The 19755-nt window shown below is 54.1% G+C and carries 14 protein-coding genes; 10 read left to right on the forward strand and 4 right to left on the reverse strand.

Annotated features, from left to right (window positions below):
* Positions 1–267 precede the first annotated feature (267 nt).
* Positions 268–2178, reverse strand: coding sequence for a molecular chaperone DnaK (dnaK, locus tag AC5DDB_RS10090; protein ID WP_491739594.1), 1911 nt, complete (start codon positions 2176–2178; stop codon positions 268–270).
* 483 nt (positions 2179–2661) lie between these two features.
* Here dnaK and pheA point away from each other — a divergent pair, with 483 nt between their 5' ends.
* From pheA to AC5DDB_RS10120, 6 genes are all read left to right on the forward strand, one after another.
* A complete protein-coding gene (gene pheA, locus AC5DDB_RS10095) occupies positions 2662–3840 on the forward strand; it encodes a prephenate dehydratase (protein WP_491739595.1) in 1179 nt (392 codons plus the stop codon).
* 140 nt (positions 3841–3980) lie between these two features.
* Positions 3981–4745: a triose-phosphate isomerase gene (gene tpiA / locus AC5DDB_RS10100; RefSeq protein ID WP_491739596.1), complete on the forward strand. Its 765-nt coding sequence runs from the start codon at positions 3981–3983 to the stop codon at positions 4743–4745.
* 59 nt (positions 4746–4804) lie between these two features.
* On the forward strand, positions 4805–5206 hold the full coding sequence (secG, locus tag AC5DDB_RS10105; RefSeq protein ID WP_491739597.1) for a preprotein translocase subunit SecG: 402 nt from the start codon (positions 4805–4807) through the stop codon (positions 5204–5206).
* A 105-nt stretch (positions 5207–5311) separates the two neighbouring features.
* The gene (locus AC5DDB_RS10110; RefSeq protein WP_491739598.1) at positions 5312–6184 is read left to right on the forward strand and encodes a YicC/YloC family endoribonuclease; all 873 of its coding nucleotides are present in this window, start codon (positions 5312–5314) and stop codon (positions 6182–6184) included.
* A gap of 55 nt (positions 6185–6239) precedes the next feature.
* Positions 6240–6842, forward strand: coding sequence for a guanylate kinase (gene gmk, locus AC5DDB_RS10115; protein WP_491739599.1), 603 nt, complete (start codon positions 6240–6242; stop codon positions 6840–6842).
* A 112-nt stretch (positions 6843–6954) separates the two neighbouring features.
* Entirely contained in the window at positions 6955–7227 is a 273-nt protein-coding gene (locus AC5DDB_RS10120) for a DNA-directed RNA polymerase subunit omega (protein WP_491739707.1), read from the forward strand.
* A 20-nt stretch (positions 7228–7247) separates the two neighbouring features.
* On the opposite strand, the gene AC5DDB_RS10125 is transcribed toward AC5DDB_RS10120, so the two are convergent.
* Genes AC5DDB_RS10125 through AC5DDB_RS10135 form a run of 3 tightly spaced genes read right to left on the reverse strand, consistent with a single transcriptional unit; the run spans position 7248 to position 12548 of the window.
* Positions 7248–9458: a site-2 protease family protein gene (locus tag AC5DDB_RS10125; RefSeq protein ID WP_491739600.1), complete on the reverse strand. Its 2211-nt coding sequence runs from the start codon at positions 9456–9458 to the stop codon at positions 7248–7250.
* A 1-nt stretch (position 9459) separates the two neighbouring features.
* Positions 9460–10461 carry an efflux RND transporter periplasmic adaptor subunit gene (locus AC5DDB_RS10130; protein WP_491739601.1) on the reverse strand — a complete coding sequence of 334 codons (1002 nt, stop codon included), beginning with the start codon at positions 10459–10461 and terminating at the stop codon, positions 9460–9462.
* A gap of 44 nt (positions 10462–10505) precedes the next feature.
* Complete coding sequence (locus AC5DDB_RS10135) at positions 10506–12548, reverse strand: hypothetical protein (RefSeq protein WP_491739602.1); 2043 nt, start codon at positions 12546–12548, stop codon at positions 10506–10508.
* Positions 12549–13016: 468 nt separating this feature from the next.
* On the opposite strand from AC5DDB_RS10135, the gene AC5DDB_RS10140 reads away from it, so the two are divergent.
* From AC5DDB_RS10140 to AC5DDB_RS10155, 4 genes are all read left to right on the forward strand, one after another.
* Complete coding sequence (locus AC5DDB_RS10140; protein WP_491739603.1) at positions 13017–15410, forward strand: TolC family protein; 2394 nt, start codon at positions 13017–13019, stop codon at positions 15408–15410.
* A 195-nt stretch (positions 15411–15605) separates the two neighbouring features.
* The gene (locus AC5DDB_RS10145) at positions 15606–17867 is read left to right on the forward strand and encodes an FG-GAP-like repeat-containing protein (protein ID WP_491739604.1); all 2262 of its coding nucleotides are present in this window, start codon (positions 15606–15608) and stop codon (positions 17865–17867) included.
* A gap of 269 nt (positions 17868–18136) precedes the next feature.
* Positions 18137–19150 (forward strand): DUF1559 domain-containing protein, encoded by a 1014-nt coding sequence (locus AC5DDB_RS10150; protein WP_491739605.1) that lies wholly within the window; start codon positions 18137–18139, stop codon positions 19148–19150.
* Positions 19151–19248: 98 nt separating this feature from the next.
* Positions 19249–19683 (forward strand): hypothetical protein, encoded by a 435-nt coding sequence (locus tag AC5DDB_RS10155; protein ID WP_491739606.1) that lies wholly within the window; start codon positions 19249–19251, stop codon positions 19681–19683.
* Positions 19684–19755 lie beyond the last annotated feature (72 nt).

Here is a 19755-nt window from a genome sequence, read left to right on the forward strand (position 1 = left end):
TGGTTGCTGCGTAAAAAGACCCGGCTTCAACGATGAAACCGGGTCATCGGAAGTTAGTAACCGTCGCGTTGAGCGTGCTCGGGGCCTGATTGAACTCGTAAGGTTGCAATGAGTTCGTTGATGAGGATCGAAGATAGAGGATGGCAACATACGCCATCTAAGTTCTCGCTATCCTCGATCTTCCATCCTCGATCCTCACGATGAATCCACCAAGACGGTGGTCATTCAATTCGAGTTTCAGTCAGGTTGCGACGGGGAATCGATCAATTACTCGGACTTTTCGAATTCCGCGTCGATCACGTCGTCATCGTCACCTGCGGTTGCACCGGCTGGTTGACCTTCCGGGGCAGCTCCGCCTTCGGGACCGCCGGCACTTTGCATGTGTTGTGCGAGTGCTTGGGCGGCTTGTTCCAGTCCACTGATGGCGCTTTCGATCGCGGCGACATCGGTGCCCTCTTCGGCTTCCTTGACGCGTTTGATCGAGGACTCGACGGCGGTCTTGGAACCTTCGTCAAGTTTGTCGCCATGCTCGTTGAGCATTTTCTCCGTTTCGTAAACCAGCGTCGACGCTCTGTTCTTCGTCTCGGCCAGTTTCTTCTTCTGTTTATCTTCCTCGGCGTAGGAATCGGCTTCCTTCCGCTTCTGTTCAATTTCCTCAGGCGAAAGTGTGCCGGCTTCTTCGATCCGCACTTTCGCTTCCTTACCCGTCGAGACATCTTTCGCCGAGACGTTCAAAATCCCGTTCACGTCGATGTCGAACGCGACTTCAATTTGCGGAACGCCTCGCGGTGCAGGACCAATGCCCTCCAAGTTGAATTGGCCGAGCAACCGGTTGTCGTTCGCCATCGCCCGTTCGCCTTGGAACACCCGCACAGTAACGGCCGTTTGGTTGTCCGCTGCCGTCGAGAAGGTTTCCTTCTTCGTAACGGGAATGGTCGTGTTTCGTTCGACAAGTTTCGTCAGGATGCCACCTTCGGTTTCGATCCCCAATGACAAGGGCGTCACGTCTAACAAGACGACGTCCGTCACGTCCCCGGAGATAATCCCCCCTTGAATCGCGGCTCCGATGGAGACCACTTCATCCGGGTTCACACCTCGGTGAAGTTCCTTACCACCGAAGAGCTTCTTAACGAACTCTTGGACCTTTGGCACACGCGTCGAACCCCCGACCAACACGACTTCGTCGATGTCGGACGGCGACAACTTCGCGTCTTTCAGTGCATCGGTCACTGGCTTGCGACAACGTTCGACGAGTGGATCGATCAAACGTTCGAATTCGCTTCGCGAAATCGTCAGTTGCAAGTGTTTTGGTTCGCCTTCATGCTGCGTAATGAACGGCAAGTTGACTTCGGTTTCCTGAGCGGACGACAATTCTTTCTTCGCTTTTTCCGCCGCTTCACGGAGACGCTGCAACGCCATCGGCTGTGAACGCAGATCGATCCCCTGCTCTTTCTTAAATGCATCGGCAAGATGATCGATCAAGACTTCGTCGAAGTCGTCACCCCCGAGGTGCGTATCCCCGTTGGTGCTCAGCACTTCGACCATGCCTTCGGAAACTTCCAGCACGGAAATATCGAATGTACCACCACCCAAGTCAAAGACCGCGATTTTTTCATCGGCTTTCTTGTCGAGACCGTACGCCAACGCTGCGGCGGTAGGTTCGTTAATGATCCGACCGACTTCCAAACCGGCGATCTGGCCGGCATCTTTGGTCGCTTGACGTTGAGCATCGTTGAAGTACGCCGGTACCGTGATCACCGCTTTGTTGACGCGATGGCCAAGGTAGTCTTCCGCAGCTTCTTTGAGCTTTCGCAACACCATCGCCGAGATTTCCGGCGGGGTGTATTCTTTGTCTTTGATGTTCACTTTGACGTAGTCAGTCGGTTCACCGACGACATTGTAAGGGACCGTTTTTTCCTCGGCATGAACTTCGTTATGCCGACGTCCCATGAACCGTTTGATGGAGTAGATTGTGTTGTGGGGGTTCGTCACCGCTTGACGCTTCGCAGGCTCGCCGACGAGGGTGTCACCTTTGTCTGTGAACGCGACCACACTGGGCGTTGTCCGCGCACCTTCTTGGTTGGCGATCACTTTCGCCTCGCCACCTTCCATCACGGAAACGACCGAGTTGGTCGTTCCCAGGTCGATTCCAATTACTTTCTCGTTTTGAACAGCCATTGTTTTTCCTTTCGTGATCAGTCCTTAACCCCGATGGTTGATCTGTTTACGCGGTCCCAACGGCATGTTGAGGGCTGAAATCACCGGGAGATATCGTTAATTCGCTGAAGTTATGCTCTGCAATTGTCACAAAATCCGCGAAGTCAACTAGCAAGCAGTATGCCAATCACGCTGGTTTTAACTGGTGTGTTTTGTAAAGCATTATGGTTTAAAGAGTTGTGATAATTCGGTTTTTTTGACTCCATCAAGGGCTTGGGGTTGGCTGTCAAATTGGCACATGTGTGGCGAATGGCAGTTCGGTCGTGGAGTGTCATTTTGGCAGTTGCTTGAATCAATTCCGATCGGTTTTTCGAAGTCCTGGCTACAGAAAAGGATGCGATTCTTGACAGTCAATGGCCGGCTCAGTACAACGACCGTGATCTTGCCACATTTGATCAAGCAACGCCTCTCCGACACGAACGACGACCAGTTGGAAAGATTCCAATGGCAAAGAAGACGGCATCGAGTAAACGCGGATCGACATCCACTACATCGCGGAAAACATCTCGACAATCGAGTTCGAAATCGACTGGTCGGAAGACGTCGCGTGGGTCGACAACTGCGACACCTGCCAAGGTGAAGTCGCAACTCGACAAATTGGATCTTGAAATCCTGAAGTTGATCAACGAACGGGCGGAACTCACCACGAGTTTGCTCCAGGGCGAAGGTGCGGAAGCGTTTTACGCTCCTCACGACGATGAAGCACTTTGGAAGCGGTTGGCGTCTAAGAACTCCGGGCCGCTACCGGACGAAGCCGTTCGCGGCGTGTTTCGCCAAGTTTTGAGTGCGGCTCGCCGAGTAGTGAAATTGCAGCGTGTGGCCTACTTGGGCCCGCAGTTCAGTTTTACTTATCTCGCTGCTGTCGAACGGTTTGGAGAGTCCGCTCAGTTGGTGCCTGTTTCGACGATTGCTTCGGTTTTCGAGGAAGTCAATCGTGGGCATGCCGACTACGGTTTGGTTCCGATCGAGAACAGTACCGATGGGCGAATCATCGATACCCTGGATATGTTCCGACGGTTGCCGTTGAAGATTTGTGGTGAAGTGCAAATCTGCGTTCATCACAATCTGTTGGCGATGTGTCCACGTCATGAGATCACGGACATCTACAGCAAGCCGCAGGCGCTGTCTCAGTGTCGAGATTGGCTGTCTCGTAGTATGCCAAATGCTGCAACTCATGAGGTGACAAGCACTTCGGCGGCGGCGCAGTTGGCGAAACAAGGCCGGGGGGCTGCAGCAATTGCCAGTCGTCAGGCAGCGGTCCAGTACGGGCTGGATATTGTCGCCGAAGATATCGAAGACAGTTCGCGGAATGTCACACGATTCGCGGTGATCGGAGACGACGTCGTCGAGGCAACGGGCGACGACCGCACGTCGTTGTTGTTGCAAATCCCCCATAAGCCGGGTTCACTGGCGGAGACGTTGCAGGTCTTCGCGAAGAACAAGCTCAATCTGACATGGATTGAGTCCTTCCCGCTGCGTGATGAAGAGGGGTACCTGTTCTTCATCGACTTCGAGGGCAACATCAAAGAGGCCAAGGTCAAGCGTTTGCTGTCCGCCTTGGAAGAAATTGCCGTCACGATGAAAGTTCTCGGTTCCTATCCGAAGGCGGAACCTCGCGACTAATTTTCAGATTCCCACGCTTGTCGACCTCGTAATGGTTCCCAACCGTCTCAAGGTAGCATATCCTTTCGATTTGCTGCGGTTCGGGAGTCTCTCCGTCGATTCGCTCTCTAGCGGTTTTTGGTTTGAAAGGCGATGAGTCCATGCGACGTCTGTTTGTGGCCGGCAACTGGAAGATGAACACAACGGCAGAGTCCGGTGTGTCTTTGGCAAAAGCGGTCGCCGCATCTGTGCCAAGTGGTGGTGCTGTTGACGTCATGGTGGCTCCGCCGTTCCCATATCTGTCAAGCATTCGTGACGCGGTTGCTGGAAGTGGCGTGGCTCTGGGTGCTCAGAATCTCTGGTATGAACCATCCGGTGCCTTCACTGGCGAAGTCAACACCGAGATGCTGAAAGATGTTGGCTGCACGCACGTCATTCTCGGCCACAGTGAACGTCGGCATGTGTTGGGCGAAACCGACGAAGTCATCAACAAGAAAATTCTTCGTGGTTTGGAAGATGGATTGCATGTCGTCTTCTGTGTTGGTGAGTTGCTCGAAGATCGGGACGGCAATCGGACTGACGAAGTGTTGTCGACTCAGATGGACGGCGGACTTGCTGGTGTGAATGGCGATCAGTTCGCGAACTTAACGGTCGCTTACGAACCGGTTTGGGCCATCGGGACCGGTCGGACAGCCTCGCCGGAACAAGCCGAGGCTGCTCATGCTCATATTCGCGGTTGGTTGAACGAGCGTTACGGAGCCGAGATTGCCGAGTCGACGCGAATTCTCTATGGTGGTAGTGTCAAGCCCGAGAATGCGGCCGAGTTGATGGGGCAAGACAACGTTGATGGTGCGTTAGTTGGTGGTGCAAGTCTTAAGGCCGATCAGTTTACGGCGATTATCCAAGCAGCCCAAGGGCTTTCCTAGTCTCAGCCCTGAGCGGAAGCGTTTGGACGGATTCAAATTCGACAAAAAGGCAATTGGCGATGTGGTTGGCCTATCTTTCGATGATCCTGTTGATGGTGGTCGGTATTCTGCTGATGATCATCATTCTGTTGCAACGTGGTCGTGGCGGCGGCTTGGCCGGAGCTTTCGGCGGTGCCGGCGGCGGTAGCGCTTTCGGAACCCGCGCTGGCGACGTGTTTACGAAGATCACCGCAATTATGGCCATCGTATGGGTGGTGCTGGCGGGAGCGAGTCGGTTCGCGTTGGAATCCGCTCAAGATGTCGGTGCGGCAACACACTTTGAATCCGAACAAGAAGAGCCTGGCCTTAGCAATGTTGGCGACGGTGACGCCGAGGGCAGCGATTCCGATGGCGAGTCAACAACGCCTGATGCTGAAGGAGCGTCGAGCGAGACTGACGATTCCGAAGCTAGTGACGAGTAATTCCACAGGGCGTCGTCACGTTTGCCGGATTGTCGAACAGTATTGACTTAGGGCCAGTATCTACAAGCGTTTTAATTGGAGTGAGGGACCGAAGTGCTGCTCAGCATGACTGGCTTTGGTGATGCAAGGCGAGAGACGGACCGCATCGTCATTTCGTCGGAAGTGCGGACGGTCAACAATCGCTATCTCAAGGTGATGGTGCGTTGCTCCGATGGCTACTCGGTTTTGGAGTCGCGAATCGAGAAGCTCGTCCGTGAGACGGTGTCGCGGGGCACGGTGAATATCTCGTTGCGTGTCGACCCACTTCGAAAGCGGGAGCGATTTCGTGTCAGCCGCGAGGTGCTCGAAGATTACACGCAGCAACTCGAGGCCATTGCGATTGAAACTCGACTGGCTGCTCCGACGGAAATGAGTCAGTTGCTTGGCTTGCCCGGCGTCATCCAAGAGAGTGAATCCGAAACCGGCAACCCTGAGGATGATTGGCCCGAAATCGAAGCGGTTCTGCGGGAAACCGTAAACCGCTTGCATGATTTTCGGGTCACCGAAGGTCGGTCGATGCAGGAAGAACTCGTTATCAACCTCGGGCAGGTCGAGGAGCAACTTGCTCGCGTCGTCGAACTCACACCGGAAGTTGTGGCAGGCTTACGCGATCGCTTGCTAGAGCGAGTTCGCGAATTGTTGGAAAGCACCGACGTAAGTATCGACGCCAGTGATGTCATCCGCGAAACCAGCATTTATACCGAGCGGGCCGACATCAACGAGGAAACGACTCGTCTACGATCGCACCTCGAACAGTTTCGAAATTATCTCAACGCCGATGAGTCGAACGGACGCAAGTTGGATTTTCTCACCCAGGAAATGTTCCGAGAGATCAACACCATCGGCTCGAAAGCCAACAATATTTCGATCGCCCACTGCGTAGTCGAGATGAAGGCTGCCGTTGAGAAGATTCGGGAAATCTTGCAGAACGTGGAGTAGTTTGCCCGTTGTCTTCGGGTAACGAATCGGGTTGGGATCAGCGGGAGCCGAGATTGTGGAGGCCAAACCGGGGGAAGAGTTGGCATCGCCACGGGTCGTGATCTTGTCTGGTCCGAGCGGTAGCGGCAAGACGACGATTGTCGAGCGGTTGCTGGTGGAATCCCCTGTTCCCCTGCGAAAATGCATCTCCGCGACAACACGACCGGCTCGTCCGGGTGAAGTTGACGGTGAGGCCTATTATTTCCTGACCCCCGAACAATTCGAGTCGGCACGCCAAGCCGATGAGTTTCTGGAAGTTGCCGAAGTTCATGGTGCCGGTTATTGGTACGGCACATTGAAGTCGGAAGTCGAGCGAGCACATGAACAAAATGCATGTGCATTTTTAGAGATTGATGTGCAAGGCGCTTTGGCCGCCATGCAAGTTTATCCCGATGCGGTTACACTATTCCTGACGTTGCCTTCGGAAGCCGAGTACGAGCGTCGATTGCGAGGGCGTCGGTCGGAATCTGAAGAAATGCTGCAACGACGTCTACAAACCGCTCTCAAGGAAGTCGAGTACGCTGGTCATTATCGACATGTCGTGGTCAACGACGATCTTGATACAGCTGTCAGCAAGATATCGAAAATACTAGAGTCATCTTACATTAGTGAACCGTGAATAGTTTCACTCCGCCGCTGATGAGTTGCAACAAGCGACCGCGGAGCGGATGATGTTGGTTCGCTCTCATACACTAAGCCTCGAGAAGGTTTCAACGGAGATTGCTAACGCGATGTTGGAAGAGTTCAAAGAAGAAGAGATTGTCAACAAGCTCGGCGGCCGGTTCAAGTTGTCTTCGCTGATTCAAAAACGGATGGTGGCCCTCAACCGTGGTGCTCGTCCACTTGTTGATGTCCCAACGAAAAACCTGATGCAAATCGTTGTTGCCGAGATCATGGCAGACAAGATCTACCTCGACAATTCCGGTGAGTTTGCCATTCGCGAGGAACCTCAGGAAGCGATTCCATTGGGAGACGGTGGGCCGGAATTAGAAGACTTGGAATAGTGCGTTAGTAGTGTCTGGCGTTACCAATCGATGCGAAACGTCTGGCTGAGATAACGTGCCAGCCGCGATCCCAGCGACAATGCATCAGCATCGACTTTGGCTTTGCCGGAGGTTCCAATCAACATTGTCGGGTGTGTGGGGGCCAAGGCCACGCGGGCTTGGTAGGCGGTGCTAACGAGTTCGAGTTGTCCGTTTTCGCTCATGCGGGTTGGCAGCTCATCATGGCGAACCAGTTCTCGCGGTGCGACTTTTAGGTCGATCTCGGCGATTTCTTGCACCGTGCCCTCGCAGATCGTCCCTGGTGTTTCGTCCAACGCCAGTCGGACGTGTTGCTTGGGTTTCAGAAATTCAATGTCAGTCTGATCAACGATCAACACCGCCTCGAGCTGATTCGGGTCGCCGATTTGGCAGATGAGCGTTCCCGTCCGCAGCGTGCAACCTCGGTTGCGTTCATCCAGCGGTGTCCCCGACCAAGTCGACAATGCGCCGGTTGCCGATCGATTCGGCAGCGACGCTGGCGGCAATATTGTTCCCGACACCGGCGCCTTGATTGTCAGCCGTGCTAGATCGAGTTCCAGGCGACGTAATTGTTCCGTCAGGTCGGCGACCGCGGTACGCGTGGATTCGAGTTGCTCTTTCAATTCCGGGTCCGAAAACTGGCGACTTTCCAGGTTGCTCAGAATGAGTTTCTGTCGACGCACCTGTCCCTTGAGTTCCGCGTGCTTGCGGCGAAGGTCGAGATTCTCCAGCTGCCCGATGACGTCACCCTTGGTGACTTGACTGCCGGGCTCTACGAAGTTGATCAATTGCCCATCCACCGTCGCATAGACCGACTTCGCATCGGCTGCTTGTAGCACGACCGGGACGCGAACTCGGTGTGGCAACGGAATCATGAGAATGACCACCGCGAAACCAACGACCAAACCGGCACGACTTAGCAGGCGGACGACATTCATGTCATAAGTCCTATTGGGATCGCGAAGAAACCGAACCGCGGAAAGCAAGGGGCGGATGATCATGCCTCCAATCACCACCACGGCCAACAAGTGAGCGAAGACTTCGAGACGATATGGCTCCAATGCCTGGTTCAAAAACCACAGAATGACGAACAGCACAAAGAAACGGTAGACAAACGACGCTACAAAATACGTCGCCAGCAACAAGCGTTTTTGATCGGGGAGCGTGCGATCATTTTCGAGTTGCACACCAAGAAAAAACTTTCCCAGCCATTGTCGTACTAAGGACTCGGATTGTTGGCGAAGATTCGGAACTTCGAGCAAGTCAGCCAAGATGTAATAGCCGTCGTAACGCAAAAGTGGATTGCCGTTGAGGAGCAATGTGCTGACCGAAGCCACGAACACGAGGTTCAGACACAACGCATTGAGTAAGCCGGGTTCGCTAAACCACCACAAAAAAACGCAGACGCTCGCAATACCCACTTCGACGATAATGCCGGCCGCGCTAATCGCGACCCGCGCCCATTTGCTTGGCAGCATCCAGGCATCGGAGACATTGACGTACATGCACGGCGAAAACACGAGAAGCATCACGCCCATTTCGTGACATTCCCCGCCAAAGTATTTACAGCTGACAGCGTGACCGAATTCGTGAATTATCTTGGTAAAGCCGATCGCAATCGCCAACAGAGCCACGTTCCGCCAGCCGAAAAATGCTTCAAAATCGGGGAGACGGGCGACAACCGTTTGGTATTGGACCGCGACCAGAATCATCGCGGAAATGACGAGTAGCGCATACAAACAGACAATGGGCCAACTGAATAGCCATGTCAGTTTCGGCGTAAGTCGGTTTAGGAATCGATCTGGGTCCCAACCGCGGAATCGGATCGCCAATGGGTTTGCGAACTGCGACCAGAAGTTGCGTCGCTTGAGCTTCCGGTGTTCCTTCAGAAGCGGTTGGTGCTGCCCGACCGCATTGGAAACGAGCAAACCTTCGCGATGCAGCATCCCGAGAAATGACTGCAACTGATGTAAACTCACACGACGCGGTGCGAATTCGTGTTCAAAGCGGTCGCGGATTTCTTCCAGGCTCACGGGGCCGTCGAGCATTTGGAAGATTTGGTATTCCTCGTCCCGAAGTTGGTAGTAACGCAGCGAAACAGGGTCTTTCAGCCCCCAAAGACGTCGCTCGCCGTACTCCAACGGTTGAGCGGTAATATCGGCCCGTCGTCGCACCGAGAGCGGTCGGGATGTCGATGAAGACCAAACCGCCATGTTATCGGCGTTCTTTCTCTTTGGCCGCGGTTTCTGCGTCGTAGCCGGCGATATCGCGGTTGATGATGAGTCGTCCGGTCATCCCAGGACGCAGATTGCGATCAGTATTGTCCACTTCCGCCCACAACTCCAATTCGGAGCCATTGACCGCATTGACTTCCGGGCTAACGAAAACGACTTTGCCAGGATATTGACGGACTTCACCGGATTCGAGCGTGACTTCCAAAACGACCGGTTGACCAGTTGGATTGTTCAAGACGTCGGTCAACCGCACGATCCCTTTCACGCGGAGCCGATCAAAACGCAACAGTCGACACACGATATCACCGGGCTTGACCCATTCCCCACGTCGTTTATTCACTTCGACGACGAAGCTATCGAGCGGCGCCGTGATACGTCGGCGTTCCACGGACCGAGCAGCTTGGGCGTGTTCGTTTTGCTTGAGTTGGAAGTTCAATTCGGCGAGATCCAAATCATGCCGGGCTTGTTCAATTTCGAGTTGACTGCGTTGGACTTCGAGCCGAAGTTTCTCCAGTTCGGTCTTTGAAACGACATTGTGAACCTTGTCGGCAGCTTCTTCCGACCGCAAAAGTTCCGCTTTTCGGACCTCGGCGGTTTTGCTCGCCAATCGTACGCGGACGTCGTTGCGGGCATCGCGTTGGGCAATGTCCATTTCGATTTCGGCTCGGCGTTTTTGCAGTTGCGATTCGGCATCATCGATTTGACCAATCACCTGCCCTTCTTTGACGGTCATGCCTTCATGGGCGACGATCGTCGACAGCACCCCCGATTCTTGCGCGGGGACTTCGACCTGTTCAATGAGCGAAACTTGTGCTTCCGGAATGACGATTTCCTTCGCCGGTTCGGTCTTCGCCAATGCCCGAGATTCACTTTTCGATCCTCCGAATGGGTCGGCGGATAGTCCAATTTGCAAGGCGAGACCGCCGAACGCGGCACCTGCAACAAGGATAGCCATGGCATGACGTCGGTTCGAAGTTTTCATCGGTTCGCTCCTTGGGGGCTCGAAAGCGAGACATTTCTAGATTTTTAGAAGATGACGTAAGTGCGGATGGCGTCCCAGAGGTCGTGAAACCAGACGTAGCCGATCGAACGGCGTCCGCATTCGATCTTCGGAACCACCGTCGCGCCGGGCCGAAGATTCGGTATCTGTTCGCGATCGATCGCCACGGTCACGAGCACAGTGGCGGCGTTTTCCTCATCGAGTTCGGTGTTCATTGCTGTCTTGATCACCGTTCCAGAGTACGTCGTCGCGGGATCGGTCGCGAGGATAAACGACACAGGTAAACCGTGATCACTCGTGTCTTGAGCGGCCAAGACGTGACCGATATCGTGGTCCGGCACTCGAATTTCGACGACCCACGGTCCATCGACATCCGCGACCGTCATCAGGATTTGGCCCCGTTCGACGGGACGTTCTGCGAGCAGGGTTTCGACGTCCCAGGTCAACACCTGACCGGCGATGGGGCTGGTAACGACGAGTTGTTCTTCTTGCTCGCGGAGAATGACGAGTTGTTCTTTCAAGCTATCGATTGATGCTTGCAGTTCGGCTTTTTCGCTGGCTAATTCTTCCTTCCGGATGCGAGCTTCGGCCAATGTGAGGCCGGTCTGTCGTCGCAATTCCGCCGATCGCACGGATGCTAAACGTGCCAAATCGGTTTGCATTTTTCCTGTGACTTCGGCAATTTGCAGATCGAGTTCCGAGCGACGTAACTGGACAAGTTCCTGACCTTCGATGACGTTATTGCCGTGTCCGACATGGATTGTCTCCACTTCGCCGGTCGCTCGGGCAAAGACATCCCGTCGCACCAGCGGTTGAAGTTCGCCGTCTCCACTGATTGTCAAATCGGCGGGCACGAAGATCAACGCTGCGATCGCGGCAGCCAATAGCCCGAGAACGAATACGGTTTTCGGGAGTTGACGGAGTCGGAAATACCAGGCGGTGTTCTGGATGGCCTTCAACACTGTGAAGAACGGCATTGCTTGGTGCGTGTCTGCGTTGTGCAACGCGGTTGCGGTGTGCTGTCCGACGATTTCCGCATGTTGTTTTGTCAATTCGACATCGTGTTCGCTATCGAACCGCTCCGCAACTATGACCCCAATAACATGAGGACGCGTTTTCGTCGGTGGATCGTCGAGTTGTGGTTCGAGCAAAGGCACGATACCTACCCACCGGGAATGAGCATCGTCGAGGTACAATTTCAGAAGGCTTTTGATTTGCGGCGGTGCATCGTCCGTGTCGTCACTCCACCAGAGTGGCTGACGCGTCTTGGTAACCGCCTCGCACACCGCAGCCAATCGACGCAACACATTCGATCGTTTATCCGGATGAGCTTGGCCACTCACGGCGAGAATCCGACATCGTCGCCCCTGCATTCGCCCCACCGTCACGCGATCACAGTCGATCAAACGTCGACCTTCGTTCGCTGCATGGAAGGCGACTTGCTCACGATCGAGACGAGAATGCACGTTTTCGGTGAATTCCTCGAACCGCCGCCATGTGGCGAACTGGCGTCGCAGCGTGCGTAACTCAAGGTTCCGGTGGAAGTCGCCGGCAATTTCGGAAACCGTTTGTAGGAACCGTTGAAACCCAATGCGGGCTTCCCGTGAGGTGTTCGGTCGTTGGAAAACCTCAATCAACGCAACCGTCTCTTCCTCCACCACGACGGGACACAGCAACAGTAACGTTTCGGTTTTGTTGTCGGCTTGTCCGGCCGGGAGATTATTGGGGCTACTGTTCGGAGAGAGCGAGAGCGATTCCCCAGTTCGGTCGGCGAGATCGAGCAATCGGAGATGTGCGGGCTGTTGCACGAAGTCTGCCAAGTCGGGCTGTGTCCCCACTCGATATTGGCATGCCAACTGCCAGCGATCCGGCGACCCTTGCGGACGACGCGGTAGAACCGTGTAGTAACAACCCGCAAGAGCACCCAACGCGATTACGCTTTGGTTGAGCAATTGTGGATAGAAGCTGTCCGAACTGACTCCGCTGACAGCCAAGTCGGCCAGGTCATCGACCAGGTCTTCAATGGCAGGCGCCGGCGATTGTTGCTCAGAGGCGGTTTCGTTCACCATGATTCCAACAGTTTACGTTGGTCGGACCGTTCGGCAAAGCGGCGGGCTTCGATTGCGTGGGGGAATTCCCGGATAAAATCTTGCCGCCAACTGCCTAAACTTCTCACTTTTCCATTCGCGTCGGCATGGCAATCTGCGGGCTTGAGCAAACAAGCCGTTTGTGCGCCGGAATCTGAAAAGCCGTGTCGGTCAATCCGAAAATTTCGAATTTTCCACCGACTTCCGGCGTTGCAATGTTCAGGTTATGCCGATTGTAAGGACACAGGCGGAATTGCGAATGCGATTCGATCGCTCCGTATTGACCGACCGCCTCGCGAACACTGTGGCAGGAGGGCCTCCCCTTTGGACAACTGGAAGTACTCACGGGTCTGGGCCTTGCCTCGTCAATGGCGTGATGTGTCAATGCGGCTGACCTGTCGAACAAACACGACAGCAATCGAGCGGACCACGGACCAGGATCGTTTGACCATGAAGCGCAAATTAGACCGTTCCGGTTCACCAGTTGCGATTTCCGTATTGGATGCGGAAACGAACTCGCAATTATTATCGGTCCTGAGTTTCAAGGCTGTCGTCGCGACGTTTCTCGTCGGGTTGACCGTGCTGAGCGGATGCGGCCTGCCTTGGAAGAACGAGTCGGTCGTGCACCAAGAAGCCGACTGGCAATACTACAAAAACGCTGCGACGCGGGTCGATTATACCGATCCCTACGTTGCTGAGCCGGAGGAAGTCCTCGCGACGGTCGCACCGCGAACGATCGACGACGACGATCCCGATTTCCGCGAAATTACTCTGCAAGACGCCATTCAAATGGCACTGACGAACTCGACAGTGCTTCGAGATCTCGGCGGGTTGGTTTTGCAATCTCCGAATAGTACTCGCAGCGTTTTCGATCCGGCAATTCAAGAGCTCGATCCACGCTTCGGTGTGCCAGCGGCGTTGAGTGCCTTCGACGCCCAGTTCACCGGCAGTGCCACGATTCAGAAGAACGACCGAGCACTCAACAACCAGTTCTTCGGGGGTGGTACCCGAATTCTCAAGCAGGACGTCGGTATCTTCCAAGGGGAGATTTCGAAGTACAGTGCAACCGGGACCGAGTTTGCCCTTCGGAACATTACCGATTACGACGCCAACAATGCTCCCGGAAACCAGTTCGGAAGTGCTTGGACGGTGCAGTACGAGGCGGAAGTTCGTCAACCGTTGCTGCAGGGAGCTGGCATCGATTTCAACCGCATCGCTGGTCCCAGCGACACTCCTGGCGTTTACAACGGTGTGTTGATCGCCCGTGTGAATACCGACATCAGCCAAGCGGAGTTTGAACAATCCGTGCGGGCGTTGGTGAACGATGTGGAGAACGTCTACCTCGATCTCTACTACGCCTATCGGGAACTAGATGCCCGAATCGCCGCTCGTGATTCCGCATTGGAAACTTGGCGGGCGGTACATGCTTTGTATCAAGCCGGGCGTCAAGGTGGCGAAGCGGACAAAGAAGCTCAGGCTCGCGAACAATACTTCCGTTTCCAAGAGCAAGTGCAGAACTCGCTCAACGGTCGACTGTTGCAACCCACCCGGGGCAACAACGGCAGTAGCGGCGGGACGTTCCGGGCAAATGGTGGTGTGTTGGTCGCAGAACGTCGGTTGCGTTACATGATCGGTATGCCGATTACCGAGAACGAATTGCTGCGTCCCGCGGACGAACCCAGTTTGGCACCGGTCGCCTTCGACTGGAATCAGGCTCTGACCGAAGCGGTCGGCCGACGTGTGGAACTTCGTCAGCAACGCTGGGTCATTCGTAGCCGCGAGTTAGAATTGAAAGCCGCACGCAACTTCCTGTTGCCTCAGTTGGATGTCGTCGGTTTGTATCGCTGGCGTGGCTTCGGACGCGATTTGTTCGAGCAACACCAAGATGCGGCATCGAGTGTGGGATCGGCGGGACAAGCCCGGTTTGATTCCAGCTTCCGCAATCGCGAGTTGAATAACGCGTACGACAACCTCTTCAATGGCGATTTCCAAGAATACCAATACGGCTTGGAACTCAACATTCCCTTCGGCTTCCGACGGGCTCACTCGGCGGTGCGGAATGCGGAACTGCGGTTGTCTCGCGAACGAGCCGTGTTGCGGGAACAGGAACGACTCGTCGCTCTCGACTTGAGCAACGCCATCTCCGATGCCGCTCGGGCTTACGCTGTGGTGGAAACAAACTACAACCGTCGGTTGGCAGCAACTCAACACCTCGAAGCTGTCGAGGCGGCCTACGAAGCCGACGCCGCGTCGCTGGATGTTCTCCTCGAAGCTCAACGCCGATTGGCCGAAGCGGAGACGTCTTACTATCAGTCTGTCGTCGAATACTCTCTGGCTGTCAAAAACGTGCACTTCGAAAAGGGGTCACTGCTTGATTACAACGCCATCTATCTTGAAGAAGGGGCTTGGCCAGAGAAAGCGTACCGCGATTCGAAAGAACGCTGGGAACTTCGCACTCAGCCTTGGCGGTTCAATTGGTTCTTGCAACCGGGATTGGTTGTCAGTGACGGTGCGGCTCCACAACTCGTGATGCCCCCGCCGGAGTTGGAAAACTACGACACTTCGTGGGATCAATCCCCTGCGGATATCATTGAAGCAGAACTTCCGATTGCTCCGCAAACTCCACTGCCCACTGAGACGAACGTCATCGACCAACCCGCTGCACAACCAGCGGTCGAAGTTCCGGAAACAACTTCCACCGATGGCTTCCGAGCGGCAACAGGTGTGACCGCAGCGGAATTCGCAGAGATGGCCGATCTCGAACCAACAGCCACGAACGAGTCGAGTGAATTCGTGGACGGTGAAAATCCATTCCTGTTACCTGCTCAAGGTGCGGAAGAGTAAGCCGGACCAAATTGCTATTGTCTCATACAACCCCGCTAACTGCGTTCTAGCAATTAGCGGGGTTTTTATATTTGACGAGGACCGACACGATGATGGGGTCTGAGTCGCCAAGCGTCGAAAAACGTTCGTCTCACCCGAGACCAATTTTCTCGCAGATCACTTTATCCGCTATTCTCGCTGTCGTAGCATGGGGGTATGAAAACGCACTCCCTCAACAATTCCCGATTGCTCCCCGTCGCTCTAGTTCTGACGACCATTTGTTTCGTCGCCGGATGTCGTTCGGACGATGAACCAGTGACTTCCAATGCGTCGTCCGAGGACCTTCGCCCCAAAGACGCGCACGAGCGAATGATCTGGGAGTTGTCGCGAATCCGGTTCGAAGCTCGCAAATCGAACGAATACTTTCAGACGCAACAAGTCGAAGAGTTACGAAAGTTGTTGTCTGATCCGCAGACGAATCGGACTGACCTCGCACGGTTCGAAACACTGTGGTTATTGGCACCACACGAATTGCGTCTGGGAAAGACCGAGGAAGCAGTCCAGTACCTTGAAGAAGCGTTGAAGTTGTTGCCCTTTATCGAAGAGAAGATGTCCCGCGAGCAAATTGAGTTGTTCTATATCGATCTTGCGGTGGCTTGGCTGCGACTTGGGGAAACTCAGAACTGTGTGCATTGCGAGACCGGCGAAAGCTGTATCTTCCCAATTCGCAACGCGGGAATCCACCAGAAAAAAGACGGCAGCGAGAAAGCCAAGAAGTATCTCATCACACTTCTCAAACGTCAGCCAAGTAGTCTCACCGCGAAGTGGTTACTTAACGTAGCAGCGATGACACTTGGCGAGTATCCCGACGGCGTGCCTCCAGCGTTCTTGATTCCCCCGGAGGCGTTTGCTTCGGATGTCGATTTCCCGGCGTTCACGAACAGTGCCAAGCGACTCGGTGTCGATACGATGAGTTGTAGCGGCGGTTCCCTTGTTGAAGATCTCGACGGCGACGGTGACTTGGACTGGATGGTGTCAGACTGGGCACCTGAGGGACAACTTCGACTGTTTCGGAACGACGGCCAGGGCGGATTCGAAGATACCACGGAAGAATCCGGACTAACGGGTTTGTTCGGCGGGCTGAATTTGGTCCAAGCTGACTACGACGATGATGGCGATATCGATGTTTTAGTGCTTCGCGGAGCGTGGTTAGAATCGAACGGGAACTATCCGAATTCGCTATTGCAGAACGACGGTAAAGGGAATTTTCGCGATGTCTCGTTTGACGTCGGTTTTGGCGAAAAACACTATGCGACTCAAACCGGTGCCTGGGCTGATTTCGACAACGATGGCGATCTCGACTTGTACATCGGAAACGAAGTCGGAGCATCACAATTGTTCGAGAACCAGGGTGATGGCACGTTTCAAGACATCGCCGCTACCGCCGGAGTCGAAAACAATCGCAAAGCCAAGGGAGTTGTTTGGGGGGACTTCGACAATGATCGGTACCCGGATTTGTATGTCTCGAATCTCGGAAAAGAAAACCGACTGTACCGAAACATGCAGGATGGCACCTTTGAAGACGTTGCGGCTGAAATGGGAGTTGCCGGGCCGATTCACAGTTTCCCGGTCTGGTTTTGGGACTACAACCAAGATGGTCGGCTTGACTTGTTTGTGTCGAGCTATCTTGTCGGCGTGAAACATATTGCAGCAGACTACATGGGCATGGATACCGAGTCCGAGCCCGACGCCGTCTACCGTAACGACGGGACGCAATTTACGAACGTCTCTCAAGAAGTTGGTCTATCGAGTGAGACACAACCGATGGGGGCGAATTTTGGCGATGTCGATAACGATGGCTACCCGGATTTCTATCTCGGGACCGGCTATCCAGGTTTCCGCGGACTGATGCCGAATCGGCTCTTCCACAACGAACAAGGATCGCGGTTTTCTGATGTCACGACCGCTGCGCGTGTTGGGCATCTTCAAAAAGGACACGGAGTCGCTTTCGGGGACTTTGACGAAGACGGCGACCAAGATCTGTTTCTAGAAATGGGCGGGGCCTACCCCGCTGACGCGTTCCGGAACGTATTGTTCGAGAACCCCGGTTTTGATCGTCACTCGATTACTGTCCAAGTGATCGGGCAAGAGTCGAATCGTTCGGGGATCGGTGTGCAAATTCGAGCGACGTTTCGCGAATCGGTCGACTCGGAACCGAGGACTGTGTACACCTGGGTTGGCAGTGGCGGAAGTTTCGGTGCGAACTCCCTCCGGCAGCACATTGGTGTCGGTCAGGCGGCAAAAGTCGACCAATTGGAAGTTTATTGGCCAACGACCGGTAACACTCAGACGTTCGAAAATTTACCCGTGAATAACGTGTTTACAGTCAGTGAAAATACTAACACACTAAGGAAACGTGTGTACCGTTTAAGGTCTTCTTCCGTACCTAACGGTTCCGTTGAATCATCCAAGGATTAGTCGAATCTAACCGATTGGATCGTCGAAATCGAATGGGTATCCAAAGCCCTGCATGACCACCCTCAAAGTGCAAGAATGCCACGAACGCAGGGATTTTTGGTGATTATTTTACCGATTTTTCCCGAGCCTTAAACAAATTGAGTTGACTTTGCGGTCATTTCTGACATGATCAAGGGCACTCGATTCGATTGGGAGAGCTTTTCTTGCCCCCATCCTTTCAAGCTTCGTCTTCTCGAAACTAATTTCTACTCTTATTAAGGAACATCATTGTGCCGAGAAAGTCTGTACGCGCTGCGTTCACGCTCATCGAGCTCCTCGTGGTGATCGCTATTATCGCGATCTTGATTGCTCTGCTGCTTCCCGCAGTACAGCAAGCTCGAGAAGCCGCCCGGCGAACGGAGTGCAAGAACCACATGAAACAGCTTGGTCTTGCCGTTCACAACTTCCATGACGTCAACAATGGTTTGCCACCACTCGCAATTGGTCCGGGTCGCGCGTCGTTCTGGGTACTGATTCTTCCCTACTTGGAACAACAAAACGCCTACGAAGTATTCGTGGGAGGTGCCAATGCGGGTACCAACAAAACCGACATCGGCATTCACATGGACACGAACTGGGATAATCTCAATAGCACTGAGCGAAGTGCATTGGGGGCCATTCCTGACTATTTCTGCCCATCCCGTCGTGACAGCGGGACCAAAGATGGCGGAACGCAACGTGGTCCTTTGGGCGACTATGCCGTCGTCTTCCTGTATCGTGAGATTACTGACACTAATAACGAAGACGGTTGGTGGAACCACTACAACAGCTGTGACAATGGCCATGTGAGCAACCAAAAAGGTGCAATCCGTCTCTCAAAGAATGATTGTTCGCTCAGTGGAGACGATCGATGGCGTAGCTGGAAGCCTCGTGCAGCTTTCCGTGACATCACAGACGGTCTGACAAACACCGCAATCGTTGGCGAAAAGCACATCGCAGCTGCGGAATTTGGAAACTGCTGCGGTGGTAACGGTACCCAACAAGACGGTAGCTGGTCCTACTCTGAAGGCAGCTGGCGTGAGTACAACGTCGCTCGTAACCTTCGCCACCGCTTCGGCAAAGGTGCGAATGACACCTCGGGTAACCCTGCTGGCGGAGCCGTCGGAATGGGTAGCTGGCACCCAGGCGTGTGTCACTTCCTCCTCGGCGATGGTTCCGTTCGCGGAATCAGCGACAACACACCAGAGTTGATTCGTCGTCAGTTGGCTCATCGTTCCGATGGAACAACTTTCGAATTGCCATAATCTGAGAACACCGAGTTTATATTCGGCCGAAGGGGCCGCCCGAGAAGGCGGCCCTTCTTTTGTTTTGCAAGTTTACTTCTTACCTTTCAGGATCGACAATGAAAACTTCAGTGGCTTCGGCGCTAGCCATGTCTGCATGCTTTCTGCTCGTTGGGTGCGGTGGTGGAGATAACTTCTCCCTCAGTGGAACGGTCAAGTTTTCGGACGGCACACCGTTGACCAAGGGGATCATTGTGTTCTCCAGTGATACCTATGAAACTGAGGCCAAGATTAACTCTGATGGCACTTTCGATGTTCAAGGATTCGGCGACGACGAGGCTGGTGCACCTCCCGGAACTTACAAGGTCTGGTTTCGCAATCTAGGTGGCGGTGCCGACATCAGTGCACACTCGGAAGGCAGCGAGAATACTGGTAAGATGGCGACTGAGGAATTTGTCGTCGCCGAAAAGTACACATCAGTTGTCTCGACGGATATCACAAAAGAAGTCAAAGCCGCATCGAATGAATTTGAGATCACGGTGGAAAAACCGTGAACCTCGAACGAGTGAGGAGATGCGGCAAACTGGCAGAATTACGAATGGTGAGATTCAACGTATTTCCCAAGC

The organism is Thalassoroseus sp., assembly GCF_984380535.1.